Origin of the sequence: Collinsella aerofaciens (genome assembly GCF_039752985.1) — a bacterium.
Taxonomy (GTDB): Bacteria; Actinomycetota; Coriobacteriia; order Coriobacteriales; family Coriobacteriaceae; genus Collinsella; species Collinsella aerofaciens_BT.
Genome location: NZ_JBDMHA010000056.1, coordinates 1 through 13,901, shown reverse-complemented (window position 1 = coordinate 13,901; position 13,901 = coordinate 1). Strand labels below are relative to the sequence as shown.

Below are 13,901 nucleotides of genomic sequence, written 5' to 3'. Positions count from 1 at the left end.
GATCCCTTCCGCAAAAAACGATTCGGCAGATACATACAAAAAGGCCCCACGCCTCCGCAGACGATAGGTCTACAGGGCTGCGGGGCCAGTGTGCTAGAGACTCAGGGCCTTCTTAAGCGGCACGACGCGGCGGCGCGAAACCGGCACGCGTTCGTCGACGCCCGTAATGCCCAGCTGGATGGCGCCCGAGGGCACCGTCTCCACATCCGTGACGCACGCCAAGTTGACGATATAGCGGCGGTGAACACGGAAGAAGCCAAAGTCGCAGAGTTTGGCCTCAAACTGCGCCAGCGAGGTCGTCGACAAAAAGCGATCATCGACGGTATAGATGCAGGAGTAATCGTCCTTGGCCATGATAAAGCGAATGTCGTCCACGGGAATGAGCACCTTGCGGCCGCCCTTTTCCACCGGGATACGCTCGATGGTCACCTTGCTGTCCGTAACCGGCTTGGTGCGTTGCATGACCTTCTCGATCGCGCGATCCAAGCGAGCTTCCTCGACCGGCTTCATCAGATAATCGACGGCATCCACGTCGAATGCCTCGACCGCATGGTCACTATACGCAGTCACAAACACGATCGCCGGCGGATTTTTGAGCTTATGCAGCGCCTCGGCAAGTTGCAGGCCCGAGGCACCGGGCATCGAGATATCGAGAAACACGACATCCACGCGACTTTCCATAAGCATCTCGATGGCGGAGCGGACGCTCGACGCCTCCGTGATCGTGCCGATCTTGCCCGTTTGCTCGAGCAGGAAGCGAAGCTCCGAGCGAGCCGGCGCCTCATCATCCACAATCATCGCACGCAGCATAGGGATAAAACCTTTCGTCAACTAACTACGCCGGGCATCCGTCGCATGACGTTGAGCCCGTAGCCTTTTATTTTACTCTTGAATGTCAAAGATGCTCTCTGACAAATCAAGATGAAGGAGCACTTTGGTGCCCTTGCCCGGCGCCGATTCGACACGCGTATAGGAGTGCGGCCCATAAAAGCGATGGATGCGCTCCGAAATATTGTGCATGGCCACACCGGCGCCGCCACCCTGGGGAGAGCTGGCGTCGGGACGGGCAGAACGCTCGTCAAACAGTCTGGCGGCGGTACCCTCATCCATGCCCACGCCATTATCGGCCACGGCAATCAAGATTGCATCCTCGCCGTCTTGGTGAACGGTCACGTCGATCCTCAGGGCATCGTCATCGCCCATACCATGACGTACGGCGTTCTCGACAATCGGCTGGATCACGAACGCCGGCACCAGCGTATCTTCCACGTCCTCGGACACATCGAACGTCGCAAGCACGCGGTCCTCGCCAAAGCGGGCCTTCTCAAAGGTAAGGTAGCGCTTGGTCTGTGCGACCTCGCGCGAGACCGGAATAAGCGATCCCGAGTTGTCGAGCGTGGCACGATAGAACGATGAGAACTCACGAAGCAGTTCGCGGGCCCGCAGCGGGTCGGTGCGCGTAAACGATGCAATGGTGTTCAGCGTGTTGAACAGGAAGTGCGGGTTGATCTGCGCCTGCAGCGCACGCACCTCGGCGCGCGCCGTGAGTTCCTTTTGCACCTCGAGCTCGTGGATGGCGAGCTGTGTGGACAAGATCTCGGCAAAGCCCGAGGCAAGCGCATACTGGGTACGGTCGACGGCGCGCGGGGTCTTGTAGTAGAACTTGAGCGTGCCGACGGTACGATCGCCCACCTTGATGGGGGCGATAATGCCGGCGGGGACTTGGTTGTGCGAGCCGTCCGAGCCCACGACATCCACCATACGGTTGAACGACTGCACGATGCCATGTTCGATAACGTAGCGTGTGGCAAGCGTGTGGATGGGAGTATCGGGCAGCAGTTTTTCCTCAAACTCGCCCGCGCAGGCAAGCACGTTGTCCTCGTCGGTGATGGCCACCGTCATGGCGCGCGTCTCGGGCAAAATGCGCCGGCACACCAAACGCGCCGACTCCTGCGTCAGACCGCCCTTAATGTCCTCGAGCATGGCCGAGGCCACCGAGAGCGTCTCCTCGGTGTACTGGGAGCGCACCGAATCGGGATTGAGCGTCAAAAAGATAAAGATGCACAGAAAGATGCACAGCAGCGCGCAGGCAATCACCGTGGCGATCGGCTCGATACCGGTCACCAAGGCAAAAATAAAGTACACCAGCACGCAAATGGCGCAGGCAACGGCAATGATGCGAAAGATTGATATTGAACTATCGCGCTGGGCGCGGCGGTCGATCATTCGGCCCCCTCCAGGATACTGATCAGTTGTGCGTCACGCCAAAGCCCGTCCATGATCTTGGGCCAAAAGCTCTGGAAACGCAGGTAGCTTGCAGCGTTTTGGCGCGCATAGGCCTTTGCCTCGTCGATACCATGGCGCCAGATGCGCAGGTAGCCCTCATGCTCGCGGGTAAACACGCTGCGGACCATAGCGGTCTTGCGCACGCGGTCGTCGAGCTCGCGCGAAATCCAAGGGCCCGGGTAGGGCATGAGCGATGCCGCCGTAACGGGAATGAGCTCCTTTTGATGCGCGGCGAATGTCAACTTGGCCCGTTCGTAGTACCAACGGTATACATCCTGCATAAAGCGCGGTGAGCGCTTTTCGGACTCCGGAGGCAGATGGCGCACGGTCCACTCGTTATCGAACCACACGTCGTAGCCAAACATGCGCATGTTAAAGAGGTAATCCAAGTCCTCGCCGCGGGTGATAAACGGGTCAAAGGCCACACGCGTAAAGGCGCGGGCGTGCAGGGCCATCAGGCCGCCGCACACGTAGTTGGAGCGCGAGATGCGGGTGCCCGAGAGCGCCTTTTTCATCCAACGGTTGAACTCGATGCGCTTGGTCCACCAACGATGGCAGATGCCCGCCTTGTCCGTGGGAGCCAGCGGCGAGCCGTCGCGATCGTAGAAATAGCCGCTCTTGACCAAGATCGGCAAGCCCTGACGCGTCTGCTGCCCCAACGCATAGGTCGCGCGCTTCATAAAGTCGGCGTCGATGACAGTCTCATCGTCATCCAAGAAGATAACCGCGTCATGCCCCAGCACAGCGGCGCAGGCTAGCCCCATATTGCGGATGGCACCGTAGCCTCGCAGGCTCACGCACTCGCCCGAACCCTTGGGCGCGATCTGAGCAACCCGGTCTGCGATGCGCGAGGCCTGGGTGTTGGTGACAACGGTGACCTTGAGCGTGGGATGCGCGTCGACAATCTCGTGCACGCGCAGCGACACATCGGCTGTGGCAGAAACGGGACAGACCACCAAAAGGATGATGCGCGGGATGTCACGTACCTGCTCAAGCGAGGCCAGGCAGCGGTCGAGTTCGGGATTGTCGGCGTTGAGTCGCGTCGAATGGTCATAGGTGCCAGGGGCGTTTGCGCAAGCGTCATCGCCCGCCCAATACGTTGGAATCACGACCGTGGCGTTCATGCCTTACCCTCCCTGCAACACAAAAACGGGGCGCCGCCAAACACAGGCGACGCCCCGCGACCTAGCTGATTCCATCATACCCACTTGGGCAAATCATTGCTCGCAAGTCGCAATGTTTATTGCGGATAACCCCAAAAGAGTACCGTGGACAGGCACAATAGCCGCTCGCTCCTATGCGGCATGCTCTGCCGCCCGAGTCATGCGGGACAGGCGGACCAGCAGCATAAAGCCAACGATCAGCAGCACGCCAATGGAAAGGACGCCCAGCGACGGGTTGCCGGTCAGCGAGGTGACGACCGACACCAGGAAGGTGCCCATAACGCTTGCATAACGACCAAAGATGTCAAAGAAGCCGTAGTACTCGTTGGACTTTTCCTTGGGGATAATGCGGCCAAAGTAGCTACGGCTGAGCGCCTGCACGCCGCCCTGGAACAGGCCGACCATAATGGCAAGCACCCAAAACTCAAAGGCGGTCTTTAGGAAGAACGCGGCGAACAGCACAATGCCCATATAGGCGGCGACTGCCACCAAGATCATGTTGAGCGTGCCCACGCGGCCGGCGAGCTTGCCGTAGATGATGGCGGACGGAAAGGCCACGAACTGCGTAACGAGCAGCGCCAGGACCAACTGGGTCGAATCGATGCCCAAGGCCGATCCGTAGCTGGTTGCCATGGAAATGACCGTGTGCACACCGTCGATATAGAAGAAGAACGCGATCATGTAGACCAGCACGGTCTTGTTGTGGGCGATCTCGCGCATGGTGTGTCCGACCTCGGAGAACACACCGCCCACGATGCGGCCGATAGTGTCCTCAGGACCGCGCTCGCGACCGTACTTTTGCTTATAGGTGCGAATGAGCGGCAGGGTAAAGATGAGCCACCAGGCACCAGTGATGATAAACGACAGACGCGTTGCCAGCATGGTAGGGACGCCAAGAGCGGGGCCACCCATGATGAGCGCCAGGCAGATGACGAACGGCACGGTGGAACCGATGTAGCCCCAGGCATAGCCCGAGCTGGACACGGCGTCCATGCGCTCGTCGGTGGTAATGTCGGGCAGCATGGCGTCGTAGAACGTCATAGAAGAGTTAAGGCCGATGGTGCACAGCACGTACACGGTCAAAAATGCCATGGCGGACATTGGGATAGCCTGCGCCAGGCAAAGCACCAGGCCCGTGAGGAAGAAGCCCAAGAAGAACTTGATCTTGTTGCCGGCATAGTCGGCAAGCGCGCCCAGAATGGGCATGAGCATGGCGATGACCAGCGAGGCGATCGTCTGCGCATTGCCCCAGGCGACCACCAGGTCGGCCGAGGAAGCACCGGTATTGATGGCGTTAAAGTAAATGGGCACCACCGAGGTATTGAGCAGCACGAGGGCCGAATTGCCCACATCATACATAACCCAGTTACGCTCGAGCTTGGTGTATTTCATGGACAGGGACCCTTCGTATTCGCCCGATATGCAGTTAGTTCATCGTACCCTAATTGTCCAGAACCGCCGGTAAGGATTCGGCAAAGGGACAGGAGCGGTCATACGGACACGCAGGGCGAAACGCCATCCCATCAACGCAGTTGCGGTGAAATAGTTCCCGCTTAGCCCTCCGGGGGCTTCATTCAGGAACTATTCCACCGCAACTTATTGGAGAGTATGGGCGAGGCAGCTTGCTACTCCTCGCGGTCGAACTCTTCGTCGGCGCCGAGCACGCGACCGCTGTAATTGACGTGGTTGGTCACGGCCTCCATATCGCCTGTTTCGATGAATCGGGCGACCGTGCACTCGTAATCGAGCAGCGCGCGGTCAAAGACCTCGGGGAAGCTCTCGGTCGAGACTTCATCGGTAAAGGGGTTCTTCCATGCCAAGTGGCCCAGGTTGCCGGTACGCTCGGGCAACTCGGTCGTCACGCGGTGCGCAAGGCCGTCGAGTAGCGAATAATCGTGCACCAAGCCCTCAAGCAGGGCAATCGCACGCGTCTTGACCGAACCGGCCGGCTCGATAGTGCGGTAGAGCATCTGCATGTCCGAGACGGCGCCGGCGTACTCCCCCGCCGGGATGTCGATACCGTACACGCGCCCGGCGACGTAGCTCATCAGCACGCCGGCAACGCGATTGATGCGGTCGGTAGTGACAATCTCGCCCGCCGGCGGATAATCCTCGACCGTGGCCCCGTCACGTTTGAGCTGCAGCATCAGCACGTCCAGGTCGCTTTCGAGCACGGCGTGAACTTGGCTGCCCGAAGCCTCGAGCTCGGGGTCGGACTCAACAATGCCAAACTGCTGCTCGTAGACAAAGGGGTGGGCATTGCGATCGAGCACATAGTGCGACAGCAGGCCCAGCGCAAAGGCGCGACCCAGATTGGCATCGCGCGGCTGTAGGTGCGACACGCCGTCGCGCAGGCACGAGAACTGGCGCGACATGCGCGAGCGGTGCATGACCTGAGCAAGCGACATACAGTCGGAAATGCGCGGCGTGAGCATGTGGAAGAAAAACGGGTCGGGACCCTGGTTGCCCAGGATAAAGGCGATGCGCTCCTCATCGGACGTGATAACGCCCTGCGGAAGACGGTCGATGCTTTCCTCGCCAAACAGATGATGCGTAATGAGCGCGGGCATAATAATCCTTTCGATTTCATTCGATGCAATCCATTATGCCCACCGCACAGTCATGCCAAACCTGTAACGGCAAACGATGGCACACCGACCCTTACGCAAGCCCCAAGTGCGATTTGACCTCGGCAGCGCGACGGCGGGACACGGGCACCGTCGAGGTTACGCGATCGAGCCTGAGCTCCATCAGGCCCGTGGAGCCGATCTCGATATTATGCACGTCTTCCAAATTAACCAGATAGCTGCGGTGGACACGGATAAAGCCCTCGGAGGCCAAGCGGCGCTCGAGCGAGGAAATCGACTCATTGATCAGGTACGTCCCCTCGGCGCAGACGGCGTTGCAAAAATCGGCGCGCGCCTCAAAGTAGCAGACATCCGCCACGGGAATGAACACCTTTTTGCCCCCGCGATCCACCGTCAGGCGCAAAGGCTGGCGCGGAGCATGGACGACGCGGCGAGCCCCCAGGGCAGTCTCGATCTTGTCGAGCGCCTTTGACAGGCGGGCATCCTCGACCGGTTTGACGATGTAATCGACAGCATCGAGGTTATAGGCATCGGCCGCATACTCGGCAAATGCCGTCACAAACACCACAACCGGCGGCGTCTTTAGGTTCTGCAGCGTCTCGGCAAGCTCAATTCCCGAGCGACCGGGCATGGTAATGTCTAAAAACAGCACGTCGGGCTTGTTCGACAGAATCGACTCCACGGCTTCGGTGACATTGCCCGCCTCGGCAATCTGACCCACACGCGTATCCTTTTCCAACAGATAGCGTAGCTCAGCCCTAATTGGGGGCTCGTCATCAACCACCAGTATGTTCCAGCCTTCGGACATATGCGCTTCCCCTCTTTTTCTCTCAATCCAACCGCGTGCTACACCGTCAACGGCGCCGGCTCATGTGGCTCGCCGTTCAACTCAACGATGACCTGCGTCCCCACGCCCTCCTGAGACTTCACGCGCATACCAGAATCTTCTCCGTAAAAGAAATGGATGCGCTGAAGCACGTTGAAGAGCGCCAGGCCGCAACCTCGCTTGACGGAGCCGTCGGCGGTAATGCTCTCGGGCTCCTCTCGGCGATGCTGCTCAAACAGATGCGCGCAGACTTCTTCGCTCATCCCGATGCCGTCATCTTCGACGATGATCTCCAAGCCGTCATCGGTCTCAAAAGCCCTAACACGAATAGAAAGCGGCTCGGTCTCGCGCTGCGCATGCTTGATGCAGTTTTCGAGCAGCGGCTGCAAGATAAACGGCGGTACCAGGCTGTCGTGCACCTCAAAGTCGATGTCGACCGAAACGCGCAGACGGCCGTCGCCATACCGGGCCTGCATAAGATTGATATAACGAGTGCCCTGTTCCACCTCGTGCTCGAGCGTGGTGAGCGTATCGGAATCAGAAAGCGTCTGACGATAGTAATTGGAAAAGTCGATCAGCAGCGATCGCGCCTTGTCGGGCTCGGTTCGAACGAGCGACACGATGGTGCTGATGGTGTTAAACAGAAAATGAGGATCGACCTGCGATTGCAAGGCGCGCAGCTCCACGCGGGCCGTAAGCTCGTCCTGGCGCTCGAGCTCAAAGCTCGCGAGCTGCGTGGAGATGAGATCGGCAAAGCCCGAGGCCAACGCCGTCTGGCGCATATCGATGCTGCTCAGGCGGGGATAGTACAGCTCGAGTGTGCCCACGCAATGCCCGCGCACGGTAAGCGGCGCGACAATGCCGGCGCGCAGGCGGGGAAAATAACCGCCCGTCTCATTGGAGGTGTCGCGCGAAAACACGCTCTGCTCGCCCGTCTCAATCACACTGAGCGTGGTCTTGAGCACGACCGGGGTGCCGGCGGGGCACTTTGCCGAGTCCTCGCCCCAGCTTGCCAACACCTGTTTGCCATCGGTAAAGCAGATGGCAGAGGCGATGGTCTCGGACAGGATGATCTTAGAAGCACCCAGGGCAGCTTCGGGCGTAAGGCCACGCGATGTATAGGCGAATATTTTTGATGCGATGGCAAGCGTACGGTCGGTTGCGCTCGATGTGAGGTCATCGGGGACCACAAAGACATACGAGAAAAAGAAGCACAGCATGACCAGGCCGGCAATAACGACAACGCCCGGAACGGGATTGGGATTATCGGTTAAATCCCAGATAAGCAGCAGGATAAGCGCCGGAACGACAACACCGAGCAGGATGGCCTGGACCACATGCTGGGCCGTACGAAAGACCTTGGTAGAGTTGTAGCTCTTGCCCAGAATCAGCCTGTTTAAATCCACCGTCATCCCCTTTTATCTATCGCACCCATAGCAATAAAGAGGGCCGCAAGCGACCCTCTCCATTGCATTATGCAATCAAATACTGTGTTTTACATCCAGTCGTCGATGAACGGTAGTTTAGGCGCTGTATTTGTTGGCCTCGCCAAAGGTGCCAGCCTCGACGATCCAGCCGTCCTTCATGATGACGTCCATGTTGTCGGTGTTGAGCACGTGGATGTCGGCGGCGACGTCACCGTTGACGACCAGCAGGTCGGCGCACTTGCCGGCCTCGATGGAACCGGTCTCGTCCTCGATGTGGCACATCTTGGCACCGTTGAGGGTAGCGCAGGTGATGGTCTCGACCGGGGTGAAACCGATCTTGTCGACGAACTCGTACATCTCCTCGATGGAGCAGGTGCCGTACGGGGTGACGAAGGAGAAGGAGTCGGAGCCGATCGTCATGACGACGCCGCGCTTCTTGGCCTCGCGCAGGCAGTCGTAGTTGCGCTGCAGCTCCTTCTCGACCAGAGTGCCCTCGTACTTGTCGTGCAGCTCGGGAACGTAGACGGGCGGATAGGTGGCGTACCAGGTGGGCAGGAAGGCGATCGTCGGAGTGAAGAAGGTGCCCTGCTCGGCCATGAGGTCCATGGTGCGCTCATCGATATCGAAGCCGTGAATCAGCTGCTCGCAGCCAAAGCGAACGGAATCGTAGGCAGCGGCGTGGTTGTTGTAGCAGTGGCTCCACACGGGGATGCCGACCATCTTTGCCTCTTCGACCACGGCCTGAATCTCCTCGGAGCAGTAGTGCTGGTCGCGGCCGGAGTCCCAGCGCCAGATGCCGCCACCGGTAGCCCAGATCTTGATGGCATCAGGGTTCTCGCGCAGGCGACGGCGGACGGCCTTGCGCAGATCCCAAGGACCGTCGACCTGATCGCCCCAGGGGTGCGATTCCTTGTTAAGCTCCTGGCTGCAGTGGTGGGAGTCGCCGTGGCCGGCAACGCGGCAGAAGCCAAGGCCGGTGGCCAGAACGCGCGGGCCCTTGAAGACGCCCTTGTCGATGCAGTCACGGATCTGGATACCAAAGCGGCCGATCTCGCAGACGGTGGTGAGGCCGTGGGTGAGGCAGTCGTAGGCCTGCTTGACGGCGACGGCCTGCTTCTCGAGGAGCGGCTGCATGACCCAGTCGGTGTCATCGTCGGTCAAGTTGCCCGAGAAGTGCAGGTGGGTGTCGATCAGGCCGGGAAGGACGGTCTTGCCGGCGGCGTCGATGACCTCAACGCCCTCGGGAAGGTCCTGCATGGCGCCGGCGTACTCGATCTTGCCGTTGTCGTCGACGAGAACGAGGGAGTTCTCGACCGGCTCGGCACCGGTACCGTCGATGAGCTTGCCGCCAACGATTGCATACTTAGTGGACATGGTTCCTCCTTATGGATCCATATAGTGGGCGAGGCCGCGTTGGGTCGCGGCCTCACAAAGCTACCCAAGTGATGCCGGGTTCGGTGCGCGGAAGAGAGGGTCCCGCGCACCTGATCCGCCCCGGCTCGGCGTTACTTTTTGCGGGAATTGGTGAAAGCCATGAGGGCCAGGCCAATAGCCAACCAGCCGATCACGATGCTCCACTCCACCATGTTGAGGGAGGCGGGAGAGAACGGGATCACGAGCAGGCCAATGATGGTGCCGCAGGCAACGATAGCGAGGCTGATGCCAAACTTGCCGCCGGGCACCTCGTAGGGACGAGGCAGGTCGGGCTCGGTGAAGCGCATGCGCAGGCAAGCGAGGGCGACCATGCCGCAGGAGAAGATGAAGGCGAGAGCCGACACGTTGGTCAGAGGGATGAGCATGTTCTTGCCCAGGAACGGACCGACGACGGTGATGACGCCCAGAACGACGCAGGCGAGCTTGGGAGCGCCGGACTTGGGATCGACCTCGGCGAACTTCTCGGGCAGCTGGCCCTTTCGGCCCATGGCGAGCATGATGCGGCTCGTGGCGCCGTAGAAGGAGTTCATCGGGCCCATGGGTCCAAGCGTGGCGATGACGAGCATGGCCAGGTACAGGAGCATGTTGATGCCCTTGAGGCAGGCAAGCGCGGGAACCGGGCTCTTAACGAACTCATGCCAGTCGAGGATGGTGCCGAACGAGTAGATGCAGACCATGTAGAAGCCGCCTGCGGCCAGCAGGGCCAGGGAGATGATCTTGCCGAACTTGTTCCAGTTGAGGCCCTCGGCCGCTTCCTCAGCCTGCTGAGGAATGGTGTCGAAACCGGCGTAGAAGAACGGGGTCAGAACCAGGACCGAAACGATGCCTGCGAACAGGCTGGTGCCCTCGGTAGCAGGCTTGCCGCCGCCAGCACCGGTGACCTGGGAGAACACGGGCATGGCGTTGTCCGGCGAGCCGGTGAACAGCGAGACGCCCATGGCGAGCAGCATGCCGCAGAGCAGGGCCTTGGTCAGGAAGGCCTGCAGCTTGGCGGCCGAGCTGGCACCGCGGAAGTTGAGGAAGATGACGTAGGTTGCAAAGCCGAGCGCGATCAGCGTCGGGAACAGGTAAACGTCGGCGCCCAGGATGGTATAGAGCTTGACGGCACGCAGCCACTCAAGACCGGGCAGGCTGCCGAACATCTCGGACACGAGGGTCGAGATAGCGATTGCCTCCCACGGGCACAGGATGCCGTTGCCCAGGGCCAGGAGCCAACCGGTGATATAGCTCAGCGTACGGCCAAAGCTACGATCGACATACTCGACGATGCCGCCCGAGATGGGGATAGCAGCCGTGAGCTCACCGAAAACAGCTCCGACGGGCACGAGAAAGATTGCACCCAAGAGGAATGCGATCATAGCGGGAACGGGACCGCCGCCCACGACCATCCAGTCGCCGACCTGCAGAACCCAGCCAGTTCCGATGATGGCACCGAAACCGATGGTGAAGAAGTTCCAGAGCGAAAGCGTTTTCTTCATGCCGCCGTTACCTTCGACTGCAACTTCTGCGTTCTTGTCCGCCATTGTTCCCCTCCTTTCCTTATTGACGCCTCTTTGGCGTCACCCCTTGCGCGGTCTGTTTTGCCGCGCGCTTTTATTTCATGGCTTTAAGATACGGCCTTGGCACAGCAGCGCCGCTTGTGGCTCGACCGAAGGCAGAACTGCAAAACGAGCGGCGCCGTTTTTGGGACGAACGGCACGGTTTGCCGCTCATTGTTGTCGCCCGTCCGACGGGCGTACGCTCATCGGACGCATATAGAGATGTTTTTGAGGCCGTGTGTTTTGCGCCTTTCGTACCGTTTACCGAGCTTTTGACGCGCGGACCCATTTGTTGCACATCTTTTTTGTAGGATAGACAGGTTATACATGAGACAAGGCGGTACGAATGGCATACGGATACAACGACGGTGATCAACGGCGACAAAGCGTTCGCCTTGCTGGCCGCACCACGCCGACGCCCAGAAGTGCCACGAGCAGCAATCCGCAACGCCCTCAAGAGCAACCCAGGCCTTCGTCTCGGCAGCAGACAAACAGAACACGGCAGAGTGGCCGTCCGAGCACGGGCACAAGCGCACAGCAAGATAGCCGCTTGGGCGCGCGCACTCGACAGCGCCAAGCCGAGGTTCCGCAACTGCGCCGCAACGGCGCACGTCAGCCCGGCAGCCATATCAACCGCTTCTTTTCGCATCCCCAAGGCGGACGCGACGGCAAGCCCTACCGCTCGACATCGTACGTGAATGCCCCCGCCCTGCCGGCTCGTCGGCTTTGCCTCGCACTGTGCTCTATCCTCATCTGTCTGGTCTTTGTGCTTATGAGCTCCTGTATGTCCCACGGTTCGGCCGGTCTCGAGCCCACCGCCGAGGACAAGCTGCTCAAGGCCCCCGTCGCACCCGGTTATTCTTTCGCCTTTTCGACCCCGCGCTCGCAATGGCAAGCCGGCACGATGCCCCATATCTATCAGATCGACCCTGCGTGGTCGGAGCTGCCTTACGCCGGCGGCACCATCCGCCAAAATGCCTGTGGGCCTACGTGCCTCACCATGGTCTACATCTTTAAGACGGGACGCACCGATATGACCCCCGTCGATATGTGCGCGCTTTCCGAGGCGGGCAATTACGCCCCCACCGGTGCAACCGAATGGTCGTTTATGACGAGCGGCGCGTGGCAGTTGGGACTTAACGGAACGGAGCTCCATAACGATCGCGAATCGATGACTCAGGCGCTGCGTTCGGGAGCGCCCGTCATCGCCGCCGTTCGGCCGGGCACCTTTACCAACGTGGGCCACTACATTGTGCTTTACGGTATTGACGACGCCGACCAGATTGGAGTCTTCGATCCCAACTCGGCCAGCCGCAGCGCCCGCCGCTGGGGCGTCGTAGAAGTCCTTAACGAAGTCGAAGCCATGTGGGCCTACTACTAGTCATTGGGCACTCATTGGGGACAGACTTAAATGAGTGGTCGTCGGGGACAGTCTTACGGACGCCGGCCGAGAGCAGACGAAAAGGGCCATCCCGAACTGCTTGGAACTGCCAGCACGGAAAGCGCATCCTGCTTTGGGGCCCAATAGCGGGGTGCGCTTTCCGTTAGCGGCCCGTTTGGGAAACTAGGGACCGCTTTTCGACAATAATCCGGGATGCATTTTCCGATTGAGGGCCTCAAGGGAAACCGCACCCCATGTTGGACGCTCATTCTGGGATGTGCTTTCCGCAGTTGATCGATGCGGCCTTTAAGGACTGTCCCAAGCTGCCGGCAGGAAAGGAACGTCCCCAAGTGCCGGGTTTCCGCAGCCTGCAATGCTCCTCATGAACAGCCGCCTCAATAACAAAAGCCCCCGCGGCCGAAGCGGACCGCGGGGGCAACAGACCTGCAAGAGTTAACTCAAGTCCTCGCCATTTGATGCAATGACCTTTTGGTACCAGCAGAAGCTGTCCTTTCGGTAGCGATCGAACGTGCCTTTGCCCATATCATCGGCATCAACATAAACAAAGCCATAGCGCTTCTTCATCTGCCCCGTCGAGGCCGACACCAAATCGATACAGCCCCACGGCGTGTATCCCATCAGGTCAACACCGTCCTCGACAATTGCATCGCGCAGCGCAAGAATATGCCTTCGCAGGTAATCAATATGATACGCATCGTGGACTTTGCCGTCTTCCAGCGCATCGAGTCCGCCCACACCGTTCTCGGCGATAAAGAGCGGAAGATGGTAACGATCGTGGTAGCCGGCAAGCGTCACGCGCAAACCCAGCGCATCGATCTGCCACTTCCAGGCAGTCTCTTTATCCTTGAGGTACGGATTGCGCAACGTCGGGAACACGTTGCCCTCCGCCTTCTCGGCGATCACCTGATCATCGGCGCACACCAAGCGCGAGCAATAGTACGAGAACGAGATGAAGTCGACCGTATGCTCTGCCAGATACTCCGTATCGCCCGGCTCAAAGGGCACGTGAACACCCTCTTTCTCGAGTGCACGCAGCTTCCAAGCAGGATAGGCGCCCGCAGCCATCACGTCTGTGTAGAAGTAGCGGCCGCGGTCCTCCTCATACGCAAGCCATACGTCCTCGGGCGCACAACGGTACGGATAGGTCGCACCGGCAGCGACCATGCAACCCACCTTGTTTGCGGGATCGATCTTGTGCAGAATCTCGACAGCGCGAGCGCTCGCCATAAACATATGG

At 59.7% G+C, this 13,901-nt stretch carries 11 protein-coding genes; 1 reads left to right on the top strand and 10 read right to left on the bottom strand.

Features of this window, described 5'->3' with window-relative positions; all coding sequences use genetic code 11:
* Positions 1-93 precede the first annotated feature (93 nt).
* From ABHR76_RS07870 to ABHR76_RS07830, 9 genes are all read right to left on the bottom strand, one after another.
* Positions 94-810 carry a LytR/AlgR family response regulator transcription factor gene (locus tag ABHR76_RS07870; protein ID WP_022094115.1) on the bottom strand — a complete coding sequence of 239 codons (717 nt, stop codon included), beginning with the start codon at positions 808-810 and terminating at the stop codon, positions 94-96.
* A gap of 72 nt (positions 811-882) precedes the next feature.
* Positions 883-2,226: a histidine kinase gene (locus ABHR76_RS07865; protein WP_006235157.1), complete on the bottom strand. Its 1,344-nt coding sequence runs from the start codon at positions 2,224-2,226 to the stop codon at positions 883-885.
* Positions 2,223-3,410: a glycosyltransferase gene (locus tag ABHR76_RS07860; RefSeq protein WP_055285281.1), complete on the bottom strand. Its 1,188-nt coding sequence runs from the start codon at positions 3,408-3,410 to the stop codon at positions 2,223-2,225. The genes ABHR76_RS07865 and ABHR76_RS07860 overlap by 4 nt, the downstream gene beginning before the upstream one ends.
* Before the next feature lie 171 nt (positions 3,411-3,581).
* Entirely contained in the window at positions 3,582-4,841 is a 1,260-nt protein-coding gene (locus ABHR76_RS07855; RefSeq protein WP_138113871.1) for an MFS transporter, read from the bottom strand.
* Between the two features lie 233 nt (positions 4,842-5,074).
* Positions 5,075-6,019: a zinc dependent phospholipase C family protein gene (locus ABHR76_RS07850; protein ID WP_346977244.1), complete on the bottom strand. Its 945-nt coding sequence runs from the start codon at positions 6,017-6,019 to the stop codon at positions 5,075-5,077.
* Between the two features lie 91 nt (positions 6,020-6,110).
* Positions 6,111-6,845 carry a LytR/AlgR family response regulator transcription factor gene (locus ABHR76_RS07845; RefSeq protein WP_346977242.1) on the bottom strand — a complete coding sequence of 245 codons (735 nt, stop codon included), beginning with the start codon at positions 6,843-6,845 and terminating at the stop codon, positions 6,111-6,113.
* Between the two features lie 38 nt (positions 6,846-6,883).
* Positions 6,884-8,269 carry a histidine kinase gene (locus ABHR76_RS07840; RefSeq protein ID WP_346977241.1) on the bottom strand — a complete coding sequence of 462 codons (1,386 nt, stop codon included), beginning with the start codon at positions 8,267-8,269 and terminating at the stop codon, positions 6,884-6,886.
* 117 nt (positions 8,270-8,386) lie between these two features.
* Positions 8,387-9,664: a metal-dependent hydrolase family protein gene (locus ABHR76_RS07835; RefSeq protein ID WP_117633809.1), complete on the bottom strand. Its 1,278-nt coding sequence runs from the start codon at positions 9,662-9,664 to the stop codon at positions 8,387-8,389.
* A gap of 131 nt (positions 9,665-9,795) precedes the next feature.
* Positions 9,796-11,247, bottom strand: a complete 1,452-nt coding sequence (locus tag ABHR76_RS07830; RefSeq protein ID WP_118385411.1) for an APC family permease — start codon at positions 11,245-11,247, stop codon at positions 9,796-9,798.
* Positions 11,248-11,812: 565 nt separating this feature from the next.
* Between ABHR76_RS07830 and ABHR76_RS07825 the strand changes: the two genes are divergently transcribed.
* The gene (locus tag ABHR76_RS07825; RefSeq protein WP_346977238.1) at positions 11,813-12,643 is read left to right on the top strand and encodes a C39 family peptidase; all 831 of its coding nucleotides are present in this window, start codon (positions 11,813-11,815) and stop codon (positions 12,641-12,643) included.
* A gap of 453 nt (positions 12,644-13,096) precedes the next feature.
* On the opposite strand, the gene ABHR76_RS07820 is transcribed toward ABHR76_RS07825, so the two are convergent.
* A partial coding sequence (locus ABHR76_RS07820) for a family 1 glycosylhydrolase (protein ID WP_346977236.1) occupies positions 13,097-13,901 on the bottom strand: 805 nt, incomplete at its 5' end.